Source organism: Pedobacter sp. N36a, assembly GCF_014472395.1.
GTDB lineage: Bacteria > Bacteroidota > Bacteroidia > Sphingobacteriales > Sphingobacteriaceae > Pedobacter.
Genome location: NZ_JACSZW010000003.1, coordinates 238,255 through 258,619, shown reverse-complemented (window position 1 = coordinate 258,619; position 20,365 = coordinate 238,255). Strand labels below are relative to the sequence as shown.

Below are 20,365 nucleotides of genomic sequence, written 5' to 3'. Positions count from 1 at the left end.
TACGAACGAAAACCAAAAACACACTACTGATAAAATAAAAAAACTTTAAAAGACAGAATCACGGCTAACTTCTGAGGTAAAGGGCAACCATAAATATGATGAACTCTTTTGAATTGAAAAAAACATAGTCTTTGATGTTTTTTGTCGCCTTAACCAGTTGGTTACTTACCGTTGACGTACTAATGTTTAACAATGACGCAGCTTCTTCATAACTTTTTCCCTCTAAACGACACAATCTAAAAATAAGCTGACGCTGAGGTGGCAGCTGTTGAAGGGCTTTATCTAATAATTGACTGCGTTCCTTATTTAAAATATAGTCTTCAGTCTGATTGTAGAGTTCTGCATAGGTCTCTAGCATATGCTTTCGCATCTTCAGGTCCAGGGCCAGTCTACGGTAATAATCCAGTACGATATTTTCGGCAATCCGATATAACCAGCCTTGAAAAGAAAGGCTTTCATTGATATCTTCTCTTTTTTCCCAGACTTTCAAAAAAACATCCTGTACCAGTTCATCTGTCACTTCGGTTAGCTTGATCATAGACAAGACCCGAGAATAAATGCGGTTGCCGTAAAACTTGTAAATGACATCAAAAGCAGTTCTGTCCCCTCCTTTTAAGGAAGACAGCCATTTTTGTTCATCGTGAAAGTTTTCATTTATCATTCTATTGATCCTGATGTGGAGAAGGGTATTATAAAATGCTAAATTATGGATTTTTCAGCATTAATTACATTGGGCAGTATATACTTAAAGTTCGTGTCTTTATCGAATGTACCTCTAATACCTAAATCTTATTTTTATACCTTACTTTTGTCGGATGTCCGGTATTTACATCCATATTCCATTTTGCAAAAAGGCCTGTACTTATTGCGACTTCCATTTCAGCACCTCTTTAAAATACGTTGATGAGATGACTGATGCGATTTGCACAGAAATCATTAAGAAAAAGGATCGGGTTGCTGAGCATCAGATCGGCAGCATTTACTTTGGCGGAGGTACGCCTTCGGTACTCCCTGCGGCAGCATTTGAGAAGATATTCAATACCCTGACCAAGCATTTTTCCATTGCTTCAAATGCCGAGATTACTATTGAAGCCAATCCCGACGACCTGGATGCTAAAAAAATCAAGGAACTGAGGCAATTGCCAGTCAACCGTTTCAGCATTGGTATCCAGTCTTTCTTTGAAGAAGACCTGATCTGGATGAACCGCGCGCACAATGCACAGGAAGCAGAAGATTGTATCAAAAGAAGTCAGGATGCCGGGTTTGAGAATTTGAGCATTGACTTAATTTACGGGTATCCACTATTGACAGATCAAAAATGGCTGAGTAACATCAATAAAGCGATCGAGTTTCAAACGCCGCATATTTCTGCTTATTCCTTAACCGTAGAACCACGGACCGCACTGGCCAGTGCCATAAAAAGAGGCAAACAAACTCCGGTCAATGAAGAGCAGAGCGCTGAGCAGTTCATCACATTAATTGATAAACTAAAAGAAGGTGGCTTTGAGCATTATGAAATTTCTAATTTCAGCAAGCCAGGTCAGTACGCCGTTCACAATACCAATTACTGGCGCGGCATTCCATATATGGGGATCGGCCCTTCTGCACACGGCTTTGATGGCCATACGCGTTACCTGAATGTAGCCAATAATGCGGCTTATTTAAGTGACATCAGAGAAGGCCGCTTACCGGAAACTATTGAAATTTTAGACCTGTACGATCGTTTCAATGAATACATCATGACTTCCTTACGCACCATGTGGGGCACTAGTCTGGATAAAATAAACGCCGATTTCGGCAAGGCATTCCATATGGATACCCTTAAAAGCATCAAACCATTTATTGAACGACAATGGCTGATCCATGAAAACAACCATTTAACTTTAACCTTAGATGGAAAACTATTTGCAGATCATATTGCTTCGGAATTGTTTTTAATTCCGGAGGATCACCGTTAACATTAAAGATTAAACCGTCATAACAGAAATGAAAGATAAAGTGATATGGATCACCGGAGCCTCATCCGGCATAGGCGAAGCATTGGTTTATGCGTATAGCCAGCTGGGCGCTAAACTGATCATTTCTTCCCGCAACAGGGAGGAGTTGTTCCGCGTAAAAAGTGGCTGTCAAAATAAGATCAATGTCCATGTATTGTCTCTGGACCTGGAAAATACTGCTGGTCTGGCGGAAAAAGCAACAGAAGCCATCCGAATTTTTGGAAAGATTGATCTGTTGATCAATAGCGGCGGGATTAGTCAGCGGGGATTGGCTTTAGCAACCGACCTGGCTGTAGAACAGCGCCTGATGAACGTTAATTTCTGGGGTACAGTAGCACTGAGCAAGGCAGTATTACCGGTAATGATCGCAAATGGCGGGGGACATATCGCTTGTATCAGCAGTTTAGTGGGCAAATTTGGCACACCGCTTCGCTCTGCCTATTCGGCCTCAAAACATGCTTTACATGGCTATTTCGACTCTTTAAGAGCTGAATTATACGATCAGGGGATTCACATTACCCTGGTATGCCCAGGTTTCATCAAAACGAATGTGACGCTAAATGCTTTAACTGCAGCGGGAACTCCTCAGGGAACAATGGACGAGGCACAGGCTGCAGGAATGCTGCCGGAAACCTGCGCTCAGCTCATTGTAAATGCCGTTAAATTAAAAAAGGAAGAAGTATACATTGGAGGAAAAGAAGTCAAAGGAGTTTGGCTGAAGCGATTCTTCCCCTTAAAATTCTCTAAATATATCAGAACAGCTAAGGTGACCTAATCAATTTTGGATTGATTTTTGACCCATTGAGCATTCAAATTTAAAGCTATGAATTTCATCATTACTCTCTTAATCAATGCCGGTATTTTACTGGGAATGACTTACGTTCTACCTAGCGTAAGAATTAAAAATTACGGAACTGCAATCCTTGTTGCCCTAGTGATTGGCTTACTAAATGCAACTTTAGGCTGGTTATTAAGAGTTCCACTGAATGTGGTTACTTTAGGATTTTTATCCTTCTTTGTTCATTTAATCGTAACGGCCGTGATGATCAAATTAGCAGACAAGCTGTTTGATGATTTCGAAATCACTGGATTTATACCTGCAGTAATCATCGCTTTTGTGATGGCTATCGTTGGTGTCATCCTTTAAAAAGGAGCTGCTTAAAAAGGCAAGATCCCCCTCAGGCGCAAACGTTTGCGCAAATATTTTTTAATAGACTAGAAAACATCCGGTTATAAAACAAAACCGCATAAAAAAGCGGCCTTTCGAATACCCATACGAAAGGCCGCTTTTTAATTATTGCCAGCTGTGCTATGTTTACTTAATTGGTTTGATCCAATACGAGTATTCATGTGCTGCAAAAGGAACTCTGTATTCCTTTAAGGGCATAGATCCCCAGCTGTCAATTCCTTGTAAACCACTCTGAATCAAGTCGAGATGCATATAAATATGCGCCCGCTTTACCAGTTCACCAGAATGGTATTGTTTTTTATTCACTTCAGGATCAAGATCATCCAGACTGTAAGGCAGTGCAGAGAAGCTCAGCAGGCTATCAGCCATACCGAAGCTCAATCCAGCTCCTTTTTTATCTGTGAAATTCACCCAGCGTACTTCCGTCTTATTTCCACTTTCCTGAGGACGTGCGTAAGGGAAGTATTGTTCATCTAATGTTTGGTTGTATAAGCCAACAAAAGAGGCTGTTTTACGATCTGAATAGTTTTCACCTGGACCACGACCATAATAACTGATCTTGTTTAACCCGCCGCTTAATTGTAAATCATTACCGATACGCTGCATTAAAGCATACTTACCTTTATTGGCAGTAAAGCGGTTGTTTACTTTTAAGATGCCATCAGGTCTGATGGTAATGGTTTGTTCAACGGTCGCATCACCATTCACTACGTCTTTCTTAAATACCACAATGACCTCACCAGATGGGGCATTGCTTACTTCTGCTGTATTGATCTTTCCTTCTGCATAAGCGGTTCTCCACTTTCTAAGGCTGCTATTGAAACCAGCACCAATATCGTTGTCGGTGGGTGCGCGCCAGAAGCCTGGCTGAGGGCCTTCCGCTAACAATTGCCTGCCTTTTAGGGTGTAGCCAGTCATCAATCCTTTGTCAAGGTCTAAGGTGACTGTGAAGTCTTTTCCTTTAACCAGTGTTTTTCCGTCTGCTTTTTCTACGGTTAGTTTACCCGCAGCTGCGGCAGCTGGCTGCGACAATGCCGGCGTACCATTCCATGCAAACTGTTCTGTTGCAATCGTATAATTTAATGGTAGGAAAGGCTCCGCTGTTTTTAAGTCGTAATATACATTCAGGAAGTATTCTGATCCTGTTTTAGCTTTCGTTTTAATCGGCAGGCTCAGCGCTTTTTCTGTTCTTGGATCGATGTTAAGGACATTCTGACTGCCTTTTTCAACGATCTTGCCATTTTCTAACAGCGCCCAATTTAACTTCACATTCTCCAATCCTTTGAAGAAATAGGAGTTGTTTACAGTAATGCTGTTGTTGCCATTGTATTTGGTTTTGATGTATTGGTATACCTTTTTCACCTCTACCGCCATTGGGGTCATACCGCGATGGTTGGTCACCACCCCCTTAACACTAAAGTTGTTGTCACTAAAGTTTTCATTTACCGGGCCGCTTAGAGGGAAATCGCCACCATAAGCATTGATGCGTTTACCATTTTTAACGGTATCAATAGCCTGATCGATCCATTCCCAGATGTATCCACCTTGTAAGTTCGGATGGCTTTCGATCACATCCCAGTATTCTTTAAAGTTACCAAGGCTGTTGCCCATGATGTGTGCAAATTCGCTCATAATCAAAGCACGGTCTGGCTTGCTGTTCGCATATTGTTTCAACCAGTTTGGATCTGGATACTGAGGAACAATCATGTCTGTATTGAAATCTTCTTCTGCACGTTCGTATTGTACCGGGCGGCCGTCGTTTGCTTTCAGCCAGTCGTAGCCTTCATAGAAGTTTCTTCCATTACCAGCTTCATTTCCTAATGACCAGGTGATCACAGATGAATGGTTTTTATCGCGCTCGTACATTCTTTTGATCCGCTCTAAATGCGGCATTCTCCATTCTTTATCATTTCCAAGCGTATAAGCTAGGTCATAATAACGACCATGAGATTCGATATTTGCCTCATCAATCACATATAATCCGTATTCATCGCAAAGCTCCATCCAATAAGGATCTGGCGGATAATGAGCGTGTCTTACTGCGTTCACGTTCAACTTTTTCATCATTTCCATGTCCTTCAGCATGTCTGCTTTGGTTAAGGTATGACCTTGCGTGGCATTATGCTCATGACGGTTTACACCTTTAAAGAAAACTCGTTTTCCGTTTACCAGGAAGTTGTTGTTCACTAACTCTACGGTACGGAAACCGATTCTTTGTGGAATTACTTCCAGCACCTCTCCTTTTTTATTTTTCAGGGTGATGAATAAGGTGTAAAGGTTTGGCGTTTCTGCAGTCCATGCGGCAACATTCGGGATTTCCGTTTGCAGTTTCACATTGGCTTTATAGTTTCCAATTACCTTATTTATACCTTTTGTTTCTTCCGTATACACGGTTTTACCTTTTGGATCTACCAACTCTAAAGCTACAGTAAAGGTATCTGGTGTGCTGTGCAGCGTACCTCTTTCTATTTTATAGTTATTGATTTCAGCATCAAAAGACAGCAATCCGTTTTTGAAGGTTTTATCTAAAGTAGCGATGGTTTTGAAGTCTCTGACATCTACTTTTGGTGTAGAATACAGGTATACATCACGTTCGATTCCAGAGATTCTCCACATGTCCTGGCATTCCAGGTAACTGCCGTCACTCCAGCGGTAGACTTGTAAAGCCACCAGGTTTTCTCCTTTTTTCAAGTATTTGGTGATGTCAAATTCTGCAGCAAGCTTACTGTCTTCGCTATACCCAACTTTCTTACCATTCACCCAGATGTAAAACGCTGATTTTACCGCACCCAGGTGGATAAAAGTCTGACGGCCATCCCAGTTCTCCGGAAGTGTGAATTTCTTTCTGTACGAACCTACTGGATTATTATCTTCAGGAATGTCAAATGGCGGATTTAACCGCTCTCCCATCACCTTACGGCCAGTAAATTCATAAGGATGATTTACATAAATTGGCAAGCCATAACCATTGGTCTCCCAGTTGGCAGGCACCTTAAAATTATCCCATTTAGTATCGTCGAAAGTGGTTTTAAAGAATTCTTGCGGACGCTGACGCGGATCTTGAACCCAGTTAAATTTCCATTGTCCATTTAGCGTTAAGAAGTAATTTGACTGCTCCTTTTCACGCTTTGCCGCCAATGCTTTGCTTTCGTAGGCAAATGCCGAAGCACGCATGGGCATCCTGTTTACAGCAACTACTTCTGGAGTTTGCAGCTCTGTAGGTAATTGCTGGCTCATTACTGCCGAAGAGGCCAATAACAAGGATAGTGTGGTAAAAATTGTTCTCATTTATGTGTTTAGATTGTATTGCTAAGCCTAACGTAATTATATTTTAGCGGATAAGGCCCCAAATGGGCTACGCAAACGTTTGACTGATTTTTGATCCCTCTTTTAATTCCGCATTGCCTAATTTCATATTTCGAACCACACACAAACCAAGAAACACAACAATGAACATGAAGAAATTTACCTTTTTCCTTCTTGCTTTTCAGCTGCTGATTCTTCCGGCGACCTTTGCCGGAAGCAGGGCTGAAATCGAGTCTGAAAGCATCAGCATCCCCCTTGGAGGCAATGGATATGTAGAGAAGGGCGGCACTGCAAGAATCAAAAATGATGGCTTGAGCAACTGGAGCAATACTGCAGATGTGATCGCCATTTATTTTAGGGTAGAAACTGCCGGATCGGCAGATTTGTCGCTTAAACTGCGTGTTCCTTCCGGGAACAGCAAAATCAGCATCAGCGCAGCTGGCAAGACCTTTCAAAAAGAACTGAACAATATTGGTACTGAAATCATATCCTTAGGTAAGGTAGAAATTAAAGCCCCAGGTTATGTGAAAGTTGAATTGAAAGGGGTCAGTAAAACGGGATCAGTGTTTGCCGAAGTCTCAGACTTGCTGGTCAGCGGCTCTGTTTTAGCAAAAGGCGCGGTATACGTTAAAAACAATGAAGGTGCTTACTTCCATTGGGGCCGAAGAGGTCCTTCTGTACATTTAAACTACGAAATCCCCGCGGAAGCCAAAGGAAAGGTAGAATGGTTCTATAATGAAATTATGGTTCCTAATGGAGAAGATAAACAAGGCACCTATTACATGGCCAATGGATTTGGCGGTGGTTATTTCGGGATGCAGGTGAATTCCCCTACAGAACGCAGGGTACTTTTTTCGGTATGGAGTCCATTTACTACGGATGATCCGAAATCTATTCCTGACAGCATGAAGATTGTGCTGCTGAAAAAAGGGAATACCACTAAAACAGGAGAATTTGGTAATGAGGGTTCCGGCGGACAAAGCTATATGCTATACCCTTGGAAAGCAGGTAAAAGCTATGCGTTTTTAACCCATGCCAAGCCTAATCCAGCGAAAAAAACCACAGTTTATACTGCTTATTTCAAGGATCTTGACAAGGGCGACTGGCAATTGGTAGCCAGCTTTGAGCGTCCGCAATCGGCAGTTTACCTGAGCGGCATCTATTCTTTCCTGGAAAACTTCTCTCCGCCAACAGGTGATCAGTCCCGCAGAGGTGACTATAAAAACCAATGGGCAGTTGATGCTTCGGGAAAATGGCATGAGGTGACTAACGCGAAATTCACTGCGGATGCTACGGCAAGGATCAACTATAGAAAAGACTATACCGGTGGAGCAGATCAAACCTCTTTCTACTTAAAAAATTGCGGATTCTTTAATGACTTTACTCCCATTAATACGCCATTTCATAGGAAATCAACAGGAAAAACACACCCTGAAATAGATTTCAATAAGCTGCCTTAAGTAGGCAGCAGGTGATCAGGACTGGCTCAAGAATATCATTTGGCCACACACCGGAAACCGGTATTCTCCAGTCCTGTATCCATAGAAGACTTCATTTTTGAAGTCACTCGATATCCTTTGCAATACGAAGAATGACACATAAATGAACCTCCCCTGATAATTTTCTTAGGTATCCCCGGTTCCGCAGCATCATAACTATCTTTTGGCCCTTGTGGGTTTACAGTTACTCCTTTTTGCTGCTGATAATAGTCTTCACGATACCAGTCTGCAGTCCATTCCCATACATTTCCTGCCATATCATATAAGCCGTAACCATTGGCAGCAAATGATTTTACAGGGGCTACATTTCCGTAACCATCTGTCTTTTTATCGGAATATGGGAATTCTCCCTGCCAGGTATTGGCTTTTACTTTTCCTGTTGTCAGATCTTCATCTCCCCAAGGGTACTTTTTATCTTTCAGACCACCTCTTCCTGCATATTCCCATTCTGCTTCTGTAGGCAATCTTTTGCCCGCCCATTTGGCATAGGCATTGGCATCAAACCAGGAAACCTGCGTTACCGGATAGTTTTCTTTGCCTTTGATATCGCTTTTTGGTCCTTGCGGATGTTTCCAGCTGGCACCAGGTGTCCAGCTCCACCATTGTGAAACGTCATTGATGTCTACACGTCCCTTTGGCGGGGAAAAGGTTAAAGATGCGGGCTGCAGTTGGTCTTCTGATGGTTTTGGTGTTCCCGGAGGAAGTTGTTTTTTGATCTCTTCCCAATCCGGCTTTTGCTCTGCCTGAGTGACGTAGCCTGTAGCTTTCACAAATGCGGCAAACTGGGCATTGGTCACTTCCGTCTCATCGATCCAGAAGCCATCCATTTTTACTTCATGTGCCGGATATTCATCCCTGCGACCTTCTTTGTCCGAAGCGCCCATTCGGAATGAACCAGCAGGAATATATTTCATGCCTGCATGTGAATTCAGACCGTTTTTCTCGTTCTTAGCCAGTGTTTCTATGCCCGTAACCGCGCCATATCGCTTAGGAAGGTTGGAGTTGCAACACGCAGAATCACTTAGATTGGAACCGGACATCCCAGTATTTACTGTAGTATCTGCGGAACTGCCGGCAGCACTTTTATCTTCACTTTTTTGATTGCAGGCGACCATGGCCGACGCTAAAAACAAATACAAAAACTCTTTCTTCATAAAAAATCGGGGTCATGTTCAGGTTACGGGTAAAGGCCCGAAGATTAACAGTATAGGCACTCCTGAACTGCGCTTAATGAAGGCAAAATAATGATAAAATATTAAATTCTTACCTGATTTCGGCGATTATTAACGCATTACGCCAATTTTACTTCCTTCCCAATCCGGAAACAGCAATTTATCGTTATGAAGGTTTAAATGTTTGTCTGCCACCTCAGAAAATACGCTTCTAAAATCAGTGGTAACGGCCAGATCTCTGCCATCCTCCAGGTTTTCTATCGCCATTGGCTGCACATTTCCATGTACCAGTCCACCGTTTACACCATTCCCCAGAATGAAATTGCAGGAAGCACGTCCATGGTCTGTTCCTCCAGTTCCATTTTGCTTCACGGTACGGCCAAATTCGGTCATCGTCATTACAGTTACATCATCTTGCAATGTTCCCATATCAGTCCAAAAAGCCATAATGCTATTGCTCAAGTCGTTCACATTTCTAGCAAAAATCCCGGTATCGGTACCTTGGTTAAAGTGGGTATCCCAACCTCCAGATTCTGCGAAAGCAACTTCCATCCCTACATTCATCTTGATCAGCTGTGCGATTTGCTTCAATGAATTACCGAGTGCGGTATTTGGATAAACGGCGTTATTGGCCGGTTTATAATTCTTCACATCCGTTTTATGCAGCATTTTTATCGCTTCAAAACTTTCCTTTCCAGTATCTTTAAGCAGGTTTGAAGAGGTTTGATCGTATAAATCTTCGAAACTTTTAGCGGCCATATTGGCGCCGTTCATATTCCCCCTCATCTGTATATTAAAATCCTGGAGGTTGCTGATGGCCAATGCTGGGTTTTCTCCATAAAAGGAACGCGGCAAAGAGGAGGTCAAGCTCACACCCTGAAAAGGCGTGGCACCATCATGTCCCAATAACCCCACAGCCCGGTTTAGCCAGCCACTATCTGTTCCTTTTTTAAAAGGTGTTCCTGATTCCATGTAATCCTGTGCATCAAAATGAGACCTGGTGTTGTTAGGTGATCCAATCCCATGCACAATCCCCATTCGCTGATCACGAAATACAGATTCGAAAGCGGCCATGGAAGGATGCAGTCCAAAATGTCCATCAAGATCTATTAAAGGGGTGTTTTTTGCTGCTTTCGCAGCACTCATAAACAAACTTGGCCTCGCTTGCTGCAGGTATTGATCTGTAAATGGCGTCACAGCCATTAAACCATCCATCGCTCCCCGCTGGAAAATACAGACCATTATTTTCTTTCTATTGAACAAGCCTGGTTCTTTGGTATGGGCTACTGCCTCAGTCAGGAAACCTGGAATCCCACCCAATCCGATGCCAAATAATGCCAGTCCGCCGCCTTTTATAAATCCTCTTCTTGAAGTCATGATTTCTTAATTTTATCGCTGTATTTCAGCTGAATTACTTTCTTTGAAACTCTGGTGAGCCAATAATTACGCCTACTACCTGCGCCAGCATTGCATTATTATTCTTCTTATTCTCATTATTTGATGTTTTGTGGCCCATACTGGCTGACTTGTCCCCAGTATTGACCATCTTGTCCCCAGCAACACTTGCTTTATCCGCTGCATTTGCTACTTTACTGGTCAGCATCGGATCATTTAACATCGGCTGAAGCCTTTTAAACGTTGCTGTTAAATTGCGTTCCGGCATCATGATCTTTCCATAGGTTACTAACGCGGCTTCTGCACTTTCCGGTTCATGAAAATCATTTAATGCGGCAAGGTTAATGCTGACACCAGGAATCCGCTGTGCCGCAATGGCGAGTCCGAAGTTCATTCTGTTCAGTAAGGAGCCGGTATTGATCCAATACTGTCCTCTATCCGGAAAACCCGTAGGTGCCTGATAATAGTACATTTTCTGGCCCATTTTATTCATCCAGTTGAAGAGCTGATAGGGCTGTGTAATGTTGGCATCTAAGGCGCGTACGGTACTAATTGTGAGTTCAAAAGGAGATTTTGTTTTTTCACGGAGGGCAGCACTGCTCCAAAATTCGGGAGCGGAAACCATAGTCATCATGACTTGTCGGATGTCCCCTTTAGATTTACTAAACGTTTTCACCATCTTATCGATCAGGCTTTGCGGAGGGTTATCATTGACAAATCTGGCGGCGAGTTTGCTGCTGATAAATTTAGCCGCTGCAGGATGATTCGCTAGTAAATCAAATAGTTCAAGTCCTTCCTCATACCCACCATCAGCTGCAAAATGATGTCCTAGTACTGTTTTCTCTTCATTATCGTGTCGGTTTGGAACAAACAGGAAATCGCCATCCTTTACAAACCCTCTCTTTTTCAGGTTTTCTTCTCCCACCTGATCAATGATCTTTTTCATGGCTGCGCCATAACCTTCCTCACCCATTGGCGCAATCGTCCAACCGGTCAGTACTCTTGCTGCCTGGGTCACATCCGACTGTGTATAGCCTCCGTCTACCCCCAAAGTATGGAGTTCCATCACCTCCCTTGCATAGTTTTCATTGAGGCCGCCAGATTTCCTTTTTACTGGGACAAGCTTTTTGTTATTGCTTTTGTTATTGCCTTTATCCCTATCGTTGTTGTTGCTCATCTGCCGACCTTGGTTACTGCCCATCCCCCGACCTTGATTATCTTTTACCGGAGTTCCCGTGCTGGTAAAATTATCCAAATAGAGGAGCATGGCTGGAGATTTTGCGGTAGCCAGCAATAAGTCTTCAAATTTACCGGTCACATTAGGACGGATGACATCCCTTTCGTAGGCTGGAACAAATGCTGCACATTGATTTTTAGTAAGAGATACATTGAAATGGTTGAACCAGAAATCGGTCAGTAATTCCCTCAATTGGTTATTCGTATAAGCTGCTCTTAGTATTTTTTGATTGATAAACTGCCGTAATAATTCTTGCTCTGGCTTGAATCCTTTTTGATCCATATAAGCACGGATCTGTGCACGGTATTCCGGTTTATCTCCTTTATTTACGGAATCTTTATTGATCAGCCCCTCTTGAATCGCGAGTCTTAAAACTCGGTTTGCTCTTGGGTATTTATTCTCGACCTCGGTATTACTCAGATAGATATCATCATATGTATTCAATAACAAGTTCAAAGAATCATCAGGTAATTTTCCATCAAGCTGCTGCTGAAACCAGCGTTCCAGTCCCATCTTCATGACGGCCTCCACTTCTCCAGACTTTGCTCCGTAAGTAAACCTATTCAGTAAATGCGCTGCTGCCTGACGCTCAGTTAATCCTACCTGCCGATAAGGAAACGCTGTTTTATACCACTCTGGCTGTGCTTTTTTAAAGGAAGAGAAAATTATAGTAAAGAACAGCACAGCTATAAATGAGTAAATAACCTTTAATGGAGTTTTCATATAGATGATTTTTGAGGTATACTACTTATGACCAGCAGAATAGAAAAAAGATTAATGCTTTTTTAAATATAACAAAAACCGACCCGAACATTTCCTCGTATCTGCCCATACAAAACTACTATCATGAAAAAAACATTCTTTACCGTAATTGCCCTAGTAGCTATGGCATTCACAACACAAGCTCAGAAAAATCCAATGGTTGGTGGCGCAGCGATGTATGCCAATAAAGACATTGTTGATAATGCTGTAAATTCTAAAGACCATACTACACTAGTTGCAGCTGTAAAAGCAGCGGGACTGGTAGAAACCTTAAAATCAGCAGGGCCATTCACAGTATTTGCACCTACGAATGAGGCATTTGAAAAACTTCCAGCCGGAACTGTAGAAACGTTGCTAAAACCAGAAAACAAAGCCATGTTAACCAAAATCCTGACTTACCATGTAGTTGCTGGAAAAATGTCTGCCGCGGATATCGCAAAAGCCATTAAAGCCGGAAATGGCAAAGCAGAATTGACTACCGTCAGCGGTGGAAAACTATGGGCATGGATGGAAGGAAATAAATTGGTATTGAAAGATGAAAAAGGGGGCATGTCTACTGTAACCATCGCTAATGTGATGCAGAAAAATGGCGTAATCCACGTTGTTGATACCGTTTTAATGCCGAATTAAAAATATTAAAAGAAAAGCCGGAAGGAAAGAGAAAAGAATGTTATTGAAAAATAAGGCTTTAACAGGCAGTTCAAATTGAGCTGCCTGTTTTTTATGCGCTATAAGCTATGCGCCAACTCCTCAGGCCCCCTCTGAACCTTCACTATTCAACTTTTCCCATTCTATTATGTTTACCTACGAAATACACGAAGCATTACAGATGAAGTTCAAACTTACTCCAATTGACCTTGTCCAGGACATCGCAAAAGAAGATTTTGAGCAAAACTATCTACGCGCTCGTCGCCCGCTCATCCTAAAAAATAGGTCTAAAAACTGGCCTGCTCATGAAAAATGGAACCTTGACTACATGAAAACTGTTGTTGGCGACAAAACTGTGCCGCTCTACGACAGTTCCAAAGCAGATCCTTCGAAGCCGATTAATGCTCCGGCGGCAGAGATGAAATTTGCAGATTATGTAGACCTGATTAAAAGCACAGTCTTGATCAGCGACAAAAATAATTATTCCCAGATGGATAAATTTAGATTTTAATTTACACTTTTGTCCTTTAACCTTGATAATTATGAGCTTTATACTGAAGCCGGTAGATACCGTTGAGAACATTAGTCCTGAGGATTTCAAAAAGAATTATTTAGATCCGAGGCGTCCTTTAATTATAAAGGGATTGACTAAATCATGGCCAGCCAGAGAGAAATGGACGACTGAATATTTAAAAGAAATCGCCGGCGACCTGAATGTCAGCTTGATGGACAACTCTAAGGCTGATCCCTCAAAGCCCATCAATGCCTCTGTAGCAGAAATGCGTTTTGGCGATTACCTGGACCTGATCAAAAGAGAACCTACTGAACTTCGCATATTTTTCTTTAACCTGTTTAAGCATGTACCGAGCTTGATTAAAGACATCGTATTACCGAAAGACCTGATGGGTGGCTTCATTGAAAGTATGCCCGCTATGTTTTTTGGTGGCTCAAACTCGGTTACTTTCTTACATTACGACATTGATTTACCTCACCTTTTCCACACCCATTTTGGTGGAAGAAAACACATCATTTTGTTTGACAACAAATGGAAGAAAAGGTTATACTGTATCCCTAATGCCACTTATGCTTTAGAGGATTATGATGTGGCAAACCCTGATTTCGAAAAATTCCCAGCTTTAAAAGGTGTGGAAGGTTATGAAGTATTCCTGGAACATGGCGACACTTTATTTATGCCTACCGGGATGTGGCACTGGATGAAATATCTGGACGGATCTTTCTCCTTAAGTTTAAGAGCATGGGATGCCTCTATCACCAGAAAAGCACAGAGTGTATTTAATTTAGCGATTAAAGGCGGACTGGATAGTGTGCTAAAAATGGCATTTAAAGCTCCTTATGCAAAATATAGAGAAAAAGTTGCGATAAAAAGAGCAGAACGTGCGCTTGCAAACGGCTCTCCAAAATAGTCAAAAATCATTTAAATCAGGGTATTCCTAAATTTCATACCCTGATTTAAATTCCCGATAATCATCCGCTAAAGTATGGCTTCCAGACCTTCTTGGCTACCCATCCGAACCCTTTTCCTGCCCGGGTATTTTTACAACTGGATAACATTACTCCCTTTTCAAACTTTTACCTTAGATATTCCGTTTATAACGAATATATGAGAGGTTTCCATTTTTCTAATTTCCAGCCAGATGACTTACCGAAAGGTGGTTTCGATGAATTGCTGAAGCTCTTCACTCAGCTGCTCAATTATACTGCCGGTGACGCAGGAGAAACATTGGCCTGGATGAATGAGCTGGACAAAAAATACAAGTTCACCAATAACGATTATGGGATGGGTAACTTTATTGATGACCTTAAAGAAAAAGGCTACATCAAGGAGAATCCAGCAAATGGTGAGAGGAGCATTACCGCCAAGACGGAGCAAACGATTCGTCAGTCGGCATTGGAGGAGATTTTCGGCAAGCTTAAAAAAGCAGGTCGTGGAAATCACAACACCAATATTTCTGGAATTGGCGAAGAGAAAAACGCCGATAGAAGGGAATACAGTTTTGGCGATCCGTTGGATCAGATTGACATGACCGCCTCTATCCACAATGCACAGATTAACCATGGTATCGGCAATTTCACACTGACCGAGCGGGATCTGGAGGTAGAAGAAAAGGACTATAAAACCCTGACTTCCACCGTGCTGATGATCGACATTTCTCATTCCATGATCCTTTATGGAGAGGATAGAATTACGCCCGCAAAAAAGGTGGCTATGGCCCTTGCAGAACTGATCAGAACCCGGTATCCGAAAGATACGCTGGACATTGTCGTGTTCGGCAATGATGCCTGGCCAATCACCATCAAAGACCTGCCCTATTTACAGGTTGGCCCTTACCATACCAATACTTTTGCCGGATTGGAACTCGCAGCAGATCTTCTAAGGCGCCGGAAAACACATAATAAGCAGATTTTCATGATCACCGATGGTAAACCCACTTGTTTGAAGGAAAATGGCACTTATTATAAAAACAGTATGGGTCTGGACAGAAAGGTAGTCAACAAGACATTGAATATGGCCGCACAATGTAAGCGCCTAAACATCCCGATTACTACCTTTATGATTGCGCAGGATCCATATCTGCAGCAGTTTGTCAGGGAATTTACCCAAATTAACGGCGGAAGGGCGTTCTATAGCTCGCTGAATGGATTAGGCGAATACATCTTTGAAGATTATATTAAAAACAGAAGAAAAACAGTTCGATAGCAGCAACTGCTCCACAAAAAAATATCATACCACAAACATCACATGGATCACATCACTATAAAAACCCTTGGCCAATTGAAGGCCTCCAATTATAAGTCGCTTGCCGTAAAAGATGAGCTCCGTAAAAACCTGATCACTCAGCTTCAAAGTAATGAAGCCGGTTTTGAAGGAATTTTAGGCTATGACGAAACCGTTATGCCGGAACTTCAAACGGCCATCTTATCCAGACATAATATTTTGCTATTGGGTTTAAGAGGCCAGGCGAAAACCAGAATTGCGAGATTAATGGTCAACTTACTGGACGAATATATTCCTTACGTCGCAGGAAGTGAGATTTTTGATGATCCGCTTCAACCGATTTCATGGTATGCAAAACATGAGATTAGTATTCATGGGGATGATACCCCTATTAGCTGGCAGCACCGCAGCGAACGCTACACGGAAAAACTGGCGACACCAGACGTGACTGTTGCCGATCTCATCGGGGATGTGGATCCGATCAAAGCCGCTACTTTGAAATTGACCTACAATGATGAAAGGGTGATTCACTTCGGATTGATCCCAAGGGCACACCGCAGTATATTTGTCATCAATGAGCTTCCTGATTTACAAGCGAGGATTCAGGTGGCCTTATTCAATATGCTGCAGGAAAAAGACATCCAAATCCGAGGCTTTAAATTAAGACTGCCACTGGATGTACAGTTTGTATTTACTGCCAACCCAGAAGATTATACCAATAGAGGTTCCATCGTGACGCCTTTAAAAGATCGTATTGAAAGTCAGATTTTAACCCATTACCCGAAAACTATTGCCATTTCCAGGGAGATTACCGCTCAGGAAGCCAAAATAACCCCAGCACAAAAAGAAACAATAGAAGTGGATGGTCTGGCAAAAGACCTGGTAGAACAAGTTGCTTTTGAGGCCAGACAAAGCGAGTTTATCGATCAGAAATCTGGTGTTTCTGCAAGGTTAACGATCTCTGCTTATGAAAACCTGATCAGCACTGCCGAAAGGAGAATGCTCCTCAATAAAGAGAAAAACACTTTTGTACGGTTGTCGGATTTAACGGGGATTACCCCAGCCATTACCGGAAAAATTGAGTTGGTTTATGAAGGTGAGTTGGAAGGCCCGGCAAAAGTAGCCCATACTTTGATCGGAAAAGCCATTAAATCCTTGTTTAATCGCTACTTCCCAGATCCAGAGAAAGCGAAAAAAAGCAAGTCTGCGAACCCATATTTCCGCGTTACAGAGTGGTTTACAGAAGGAAATACCTTAGATATTTCCGATCAGCTGACTCTAGCTAAATACAAAAAGGAATTGATGCAAGTGGATGGATTAAGCGAATTGGTGAAACAATTCCACCCGAAATTAAGCGCCAATCAAACCTTGCTGATGATGGAATTTGTGCTGCATGGTTTGGCAGAATACTCACAGCTGAACAAGAAATACCTGCAAAGTGGATTTGGATTCTCTGATATGTTCGATAGCCTGTTTAATACCAGTCCGGATGAGGAGGATGAAGATGATATGGACTTCAGATAAGCTTTTTTAACTTTCATTTTTATAATTACGCCAAATGGGCCGATTACCCGTCTTTATATTTTTATCAGTACTGCTGTTAGCGTTCGACTACTACTGCTTTCGGGCGATTCTGAGTGTTTTCAAAAAATGGAAACCAGGAACCCGGAAGCTGTTTACCATTCTTTGGTGGGGCTATACCTTTATATTGCTGGTTGGTGTTTTCAGCACCTTCTACGCGAACCTGTTCCTGAGCCTTAAATCAGTGATTCTGGTAGCTTATTTCTTAACTGTAGCTTGTAAGCTGGTCTTACTTCCTTTCCTGGTGATAGACGATTTCAGGAGGTTTATCATTCGGCTTTCCCAGTCTTCTAAGTCGAAAACCGGGCCAGTCATAGATCCGGTACTTCCGGAAACCATTACGCAAGTGACACCGGGAGAGCCAATCAGCCGTTCTTCTTTTCTAGTCAAAGCCGGGCTGGTGACTGCTGCCATTCCACTGACATCTCTAAGCTGGGGAATTGCCAGAGGTGCTTATGATTATCAGGTAATCCGTAAGACGTTAGTCCTCCCTAATCTTCCAGCTTCCTTTGAAGGCATGAAATTAGGACAGATATCGGACGTCCACTCTGGAAGTTTTTATAACCCCAGAGCTGTTCTGGGTGGTGTGCAGATGCTCCTGGCAGAAAAACCAGATGTCATCTTTTTTACCGGAGATCTGGTCAACGATTTGGCTACCGAAATGCGCGATTACCAGGATATCTTTAAAAAAGTGAAAGCGCCTTTAGGCGTGTACTCTGTTTTAGGAAACCATGATTATGGGGAGTATCGCTTTGGAAAGGAACCTTCAGCGATCAAAACGAAGAATTTACAGGAGGTGATCAAAACGCATGAGCGGATGGGCTGGGACTTGCTAATGAATGAGCATAGACGCCTGAAAGTAAATGGGGAAGAGATTGGGATTCTGGGCATCGAAAACTGGGGAACCGGAAGATTCCCTAAATATGGAAGAATGGATCTGGCGACAAAAGACACAGACGACCTTCCTGTTAAACTGTTATTGTCACATGATCCTTCGCATTGGAGGGCAGAAGTATTGCCTAAATACCCACAGATCGATGCCATGTTTAGCGGCCATACCCATGGAATGCAATTCGGTGTAAGAACGGAAGATTTCCAATGGAGTCCGGTGCAGTATATTTACAATGAATGGGCAGGTTTGTACCAGGAAAAGCAACAGCAACTTTATGTAAATGTGGGATATGGCTTCCTGGGTTATCCTGGAAGGGTTGGAATTTTACCAGAAATCACGATATTTGAGTTGAAACGTGCTTAGCTAATTCCCATTTTCGGATATGGTAAAAAAAATACTGTTTTCCAGCCTTGATTTTTTGCTGTTCAGCAATTTGTTTATCGCCATCTGTGCGGTTGCTCAAGGTCTGGTTACTTATTATTTGCTGCACGTTCCTCCCGATAAATATATCTTGGCCATTATCTTCTTTGGAACATTGGGGCTCTATAATTTCAGCATGCTGCTTTCTGTACCAAAAGATCCTGCAAATGCTACATTGATGAGGGTTCGCTGGATCTTTTCGCACCATCGGTTAATTATATCCATGTTATTGATCTCCGGTCTGTGCCTGATCCCCTTAGGATTGCTGTATTTGAGTATTGAAGGAAAATTATTAATGCTGTTTACCGGCGTATTGGCCATTAGTTATAATATTCCATTTTTAACGCTGAATGGACAGAAAATAGGCTTGAAGAATATTCCTTTGATCAAGCTATTTTTGGTGGCATTGATCTGGTCAATTAGCTGTGTGCTCCTTCCGATCGTAGAAACTGAACATAACCAACTGCTCAATATCTCTACCGGTGAAACCCTGCTATTGGTTGCCATGCGCTTCCTATTTATTGCAGCCATCACCATCCCTTTTGATGTGAGAGACCTATTTCAGCATAAAATTATTGCCTTAAAAACGATTCCTGCCCTATTAGGCGATAAAAAGGCTTTTCTATTTTCTCAGTTTTTACTGGGCGGGTATCTGGTGTTACTGATTTTACTCCAGCAAACTGTCAACCTGGAGGTAATTTTGCTGACAATTACCATCGGGTTAACAGGTTGGTTGATCTATAAATCAAATCCCGAAAGAAATGAATACTATTATTTCTTGTATTTAGATGGAATGATGTTATTGCAGTACCTGTTACTGGTACTGCTTCATTTATTTTTTTAGGCAGGATTAAAACGATAACCTACTCCTCTTACGGTTTGTAACAATTGAGGGTTATCCGGATTCAGCTCTATCTTTTTGCGCAACCGCACAATGTGCATATCCAGGGTTCTGGTATTTACATCAGAATTATAGCCCCAAACTACCAGCATCAGCTCATCGCGATTGATCACTTTATTAGGATTTCTCAGGAAATATAGCAGGATTCTGTTTTCTAAAATGGTCAGCTCTATTTTCTTTTCATTCCTGAATAAGGTATGGATGTTAGGATGATGTTCCATATTTCCAAAACGATGGATCTCTGAGCGGTCGTTGTTCAATAAGAATTTCACTTTATTATCTAACATAGCCACCAATACATCCATGTTGAAAGGCTTCGTCACATAGTCGGAAACACCGAAATTATACGCGTCGATCTTATCTACGTCCTGCGCTTTTGCAGTCATCATGATGATCAGGTTTTCAAACCCCTGTTTACGAACTTCTTCGCAAACCTCAGAACCTTGTTTACCAGGTAACATCCAATCCAGTAAAACAATATCCGGCTTTTCAGTCATGATTGTTTTCTCTGCAATTTCCCCATCACCAGCCTCCAGAACATCATATCCTTCCGCTTTTAAACGGTGGACCACTAAAAACCTGAGGTTCTCATCATCTTCAACTATTAATATTTTAATTCCCTTAGACAT

Annotated in this window: 17 protein-coding genes; 11 read left to right on the top strand and 6 right to left on the bottom strand. The window is 42.2% G+C overall.

All coding sequences use genetic code 11. The annotated features are described in order from the left end of the window. Positions 1–64: 64 nt before the first annotated feature. Positions 65–661 (bottom strand): RNA polymerase sigma factor, encoded by a 597-nt coding sequence (locus H9X96_RS07525; protein WP_187665708.1) that lies wholly within the window; start codon positions 659–661, stop codon positions 65–67. 154 nt (positions 662–815) lie between these two features. On the opposite strand from H9X96_RS07525, the gene hemW reads away from it, so the two are divergent. Genes hemW through H9X96_RS07510 form a run of 3 tightly spaced genes read left to right on the top strand, consistent with a single transcriptional unit; the run spans position 816 to position 3,144 of the window. Next, positions 816–1,958, top strand: coding sequence for a radical SAM family heme chaperone HemW (hemW, locus tag H9X96_RS07520; RefSeq protein ID WP_187665707.1), 1,143 nt, complete (start codon positions 816–818; stop codon positions 1,956–1,958). 28 nt (positions 1,959–1,986) lie between these two features. Further along, positions 1,987–2,772 carry an SDR family oxidoreductase gene (locus H9X96_RS07515; RefSeq protein WP_187665706.1) on the top strand — a complete coding sequence of 262 codons (786 nt, stop codon included), beginning with the start codon at positions 1,987–1,989 and terminating at the stop codon, positions 2,770–2,772. Between the two features lie 48 nt (positions 2,773–2,820). Beyond that, a complete protein-coding gene (locus tag H9X96_RS07510) occupies positions 2,821–3,144 on the top strand; it encodes a phage holin family protein (protein WP_187665705.1) in 324 nt (107 codons plus the stop codon). Positions 3,145–3,312: 168 nt separating this feature from the next. Here H9X96_RS07510 and H9X96_RS07505 read toward each other — a convergent pair whose 3' ends face one another. Continuing rightward, the gene (locus tag H9X96_RS07505; RefSeq protein WP_187665704.1) at positions 3,313–6,474 is read right to left on the bottom strand and encodes a glycoside hydrolase family 2 TIM barrel-domain containing protein; all 3,162 of its coding nucleotides are present in this window, start codon (positions 6,472–6,474) and stop codon (positions 3,313–3,315) included. A 167-nt stretch (positions 6,475–6,641) separates the two neighbouring features. Here H9X96_RS07505 and H9X96_RS07500 point away from each other — a divergent pair, with 167 nt between their 5' ends. Further along, complete coding sequence (locus H9X96_RS07500; RefSeq protein WP_255431041.1) at positions 6,642–7,952, top strand: DUF3472 domain-containing protein; 1,311 nt, start codon at positions 6,642–6,644, stop codon at positions 7,950–7,952. Positions 7,953–7,987: 35 nt separating this feature from the next. Here H9X96_RS07500 and H9X96_RS07495 read toward each other — a convergent pair whose 3' ends face one another. The 3 genes from H9X96_RS07495 to H9X96_RS07485 form a co-directional block, all read right to left on the bottom strand. Continuing rightward, positions 7,988–9,145, bottom strand: coding sequence for a formylglycine-generating enzyme family protein (locus H9X96_RS07495; protein ID WP_255431040.1), 1,158 nt, complete (start codon positions 9,143–9,145; stop codon positions 7,988–7,990). Positions 9,146–9,274: 129 nt separating this feature from the next. After that, positions 9,275–10,540: a DUF1501 domain-containing protein gene (locus H9X96_RS07490; RefSeq protein ID WP_187665702.1), complete on the bottom strand. Its 1,266-nt coding sequence runs from the start codon at positions 10,538–10,540 to the stop codon at positions 9,275–9,277. 34 nt (positions 10,541–10,574) lie between these two features. Beyond that, positions 10,575–12,518 (bottom strand): DUF1800 domain-containing protein, encoded by a 1,944-nt coding sequence (locus H9X96_RS07485; RefSeq protein WP_187665701.1) that lies wholly within the window; start codon positions 12,516–12,518, stop codon positions 10,575–10,577. A 123-nt stretch (positions 12,519–12,641) separates the two neighbouring features. Here H9X96_RS07485 and H9X96_RS07480 point away from each other — a divergent pair, with 123 nt between their 5' ends. The 7 genes from H9X96_RS07480 to H9X96_RS07450 all read left to right on the top strand — a co-directional run bounded on the left by H9X96_RS07480 (position 12,642) and on the right by H9X96_RS07450 (position 19,679). Beyond that, positions 12,642–13,187: a fasciclin domain-containing protein gene (locus H9X96_RS07480; protein ID WP_187665700.1), complete on the top strand. Its 546-nt coding sequence runs from the start codon at positions 12,642–12,644 to the stop codon at positions 13,185–13,187. Positions 13,188–13,353: 166 nt separating this feature from the next. Then, a complete protein-coding gene (locus H9X96_RS07475) occupies positions 13,354–13,716 on the top strand; it encodes a cupin-like domain-containing protein (protein ID WP_255431039.1) in 363 nt (120 codons plus the stop codon). A 31-nt stretch (positions 13,717–13,747) separates the two neighbouring features. Beyond that, positions 13,748–14,629: a cupin-like domain-containing protein gene (locus H9X96_RS07470; protein ID WP_187665699.1), complete on the top strand. Its 882-nt coding sequence runs from the start codon at positions 13,748–13,750 to the stop codon at positions 14,627–14,629. A gap of 197 nt (positions 14,630–14,826) precedes the next feature. Then, entirely contained in the window at positions 14,827–15,924 is a 1,098-nt protein-coding gene (locus H9X96_RS07465; protein ID WP_187665698.1) for a VWA domain-containing protein, read from the top strand. Between the two features lie 42 nt (positions 15,925–15,966). Beyond that, positions 15,967–17,466: a sigma 54-interacting transcriptional regulator gene (locus tag H9X96_RS07460; RefSeq protein ID WP_187665697.1), complete on the top strand. Its 1,500-nt coding sequence runs from the start codon at positions 15,967–15,969 to the stop codon at positions 17,464–17,466. A gap of 34 nt (positions 17,467–17,500) precedes the next feature. Next, positions 17,501–18,778, top strand: a complete 1,278-nt coding sequence (locus H9X96_RS07455) for a metallophosphoesterase (RefSeq protein ID WP_187665696.1) — start codon at positions 17,501–17,503, stop codon at positions 18,776–18,778. Between the two features lie 19 nt (positions 18,779–18,797). Further along, a complete protein-coding gene (locus tag H9X96_RS07450) occupies positions 18,798–19,679 on the top strand; it encodes a hypothetical protein (RefSeq protein WP_187665695.1) in 882 nt (293 codons plus the stop codon). On the opposite strand, the gene H9X96_RS07445 is transcribed toward H9X96_RS07450, so the two are convergent. Continuing rightward, positions 19,676–20,365 carry a response regulator transcription factor gene (locus H9X96_RS07445; protein WP_187665694.1) on the bottom strand — a complete coding sequence of 230 codons (690 nt, stop codon included), beginning with the start codon at positions 20,363–20,365 and terminating at the stop codon, positions 19,676–19,678. The genes H9X96_RS07450 and H9X96_RS07445 overlap by 4 nt on opposite strands.

Excerpts from the sequence above, each read along its gene's own strand:
- H9X96_RS07465 (WP_187665698.1), top strand. The coding sequence starts at position 14,827 with ATGAGAGGTTTCCATTTTTCTAATTTCCAGCCAGATGACTTACCGAAA.
- H9X96_RS07450 (WP_187665695.1), top strand. The coding sequence starts at position 18,798 with ATGGTAAAAAAAATACTGTTTTCCAGCCTTGATTTTTTGCTGTTCAGC.
- H9X96_RS07515 (WP_187665706.1), top strand. The coding sequence starts at position 1,987 with ATGAAAGATAAAGTGATATGGATCACCGGAGCCTCATCCGGCATAGGC.
- H9X96_RS07495 (WP_255431040.1), bottom strand. The coding sequence starts at position 9,145 with ATGAAGAAAGAGTTTTTGTATTTGTTTTTAGCGTCGGCCATGGTCGCC.
- hemW (WP_187665707.1), top strand. The coding sequence starts at position 816 with ATGTCCGGTATTTACATCCATATTCCATTTTGCAAAAAGGCCTGTACT.
- H9X96_RS07510 (WP_187665705.1), top strand. The coding sequence starts at position 2,821 with ATGAATTTCATCATTACTCTCTTAATCAATGCCGGTATTTTACTGGGA.
- H9X96_RS07490 (WP_187665702.1), bottom strand. The coding sequence starts at position 10,540 with ATGACTTCAAGAAGAGGATTTATAAAAGGCGGCGGACTGGCATTATTT.
- H9X96_RS07445 (WP_187665694.1), bottom strand. The coding sequence starts at position 20,365 with ATGTCTAAGGGAATTAAAATATTAATAGTTGAAGATGATGAGAACCTC.
- H9X96_RS07480 (WP_187665700.1), top strand. The coding sequence starts at position 12,642 with ATGAAAAAAACATTCTTTACCGTAATTGCCCTAGTAGCTATGGCATTC.
- H9X96_RS07485 (WP_187665701.1), bottom strand. The coding sequence starts at position 12,518 with ATGAAAACTCCATTAAAGGTTATTTACTCATTTATAGCTGTGCTGTTC.
- H9X96_RS07475 (WP_255431039.1), top strand. The coding sequence starts at position 13,354 with ATGTTTACCTACGAAATACACGAAGCATTACAGATGAAGTTCAAACTT.
- H9X96_RS07460 (WP_187665697.1), top strand. The coding sequence starts at position 15,967 with ATGGATCACATCACTATAAAAACCCTTGGCCAATTGAAGGCCTCCAAT.
- H9X96_RS07500 (WP_255431041.1), top strand. The coding sequence starts at position 6,642 with ATGAAGAAATTTACCTTTTTCCTTCTTGCTTTTCAGCTGCTGATTCTT.
- H9X96_RS07525 (WP_187665708.1), bottom strand. The coding sequence starts at position 661 with ATGATAAATGAAAACTTTCACGATGAACAAAAATGGCTGTCTTCCTTA.
- H9X96_RS07470 (WP_187665699.1), top strand. The coding sequence starts at position 13,748 with ATGAGCTTTATACTGAAGCCGGTAGATACCGTTGAGAACATTAGTCCT.
- H9X96_RS07455 (WP_187665696.1), top strand. The coding sequence starts at position 17,501 with ATGGGCCGATTACCCGTCTTTATATTTTTATCAGTACTGCTGTTAGCG.
- H9X96_RS07505 (WP_187665704.1), bottom strand. The coding sequence starts at position 6,474 with ATGAGAACAATTTTTACCACACTATCCTTGTTATTGGCCTCTTCGGCA.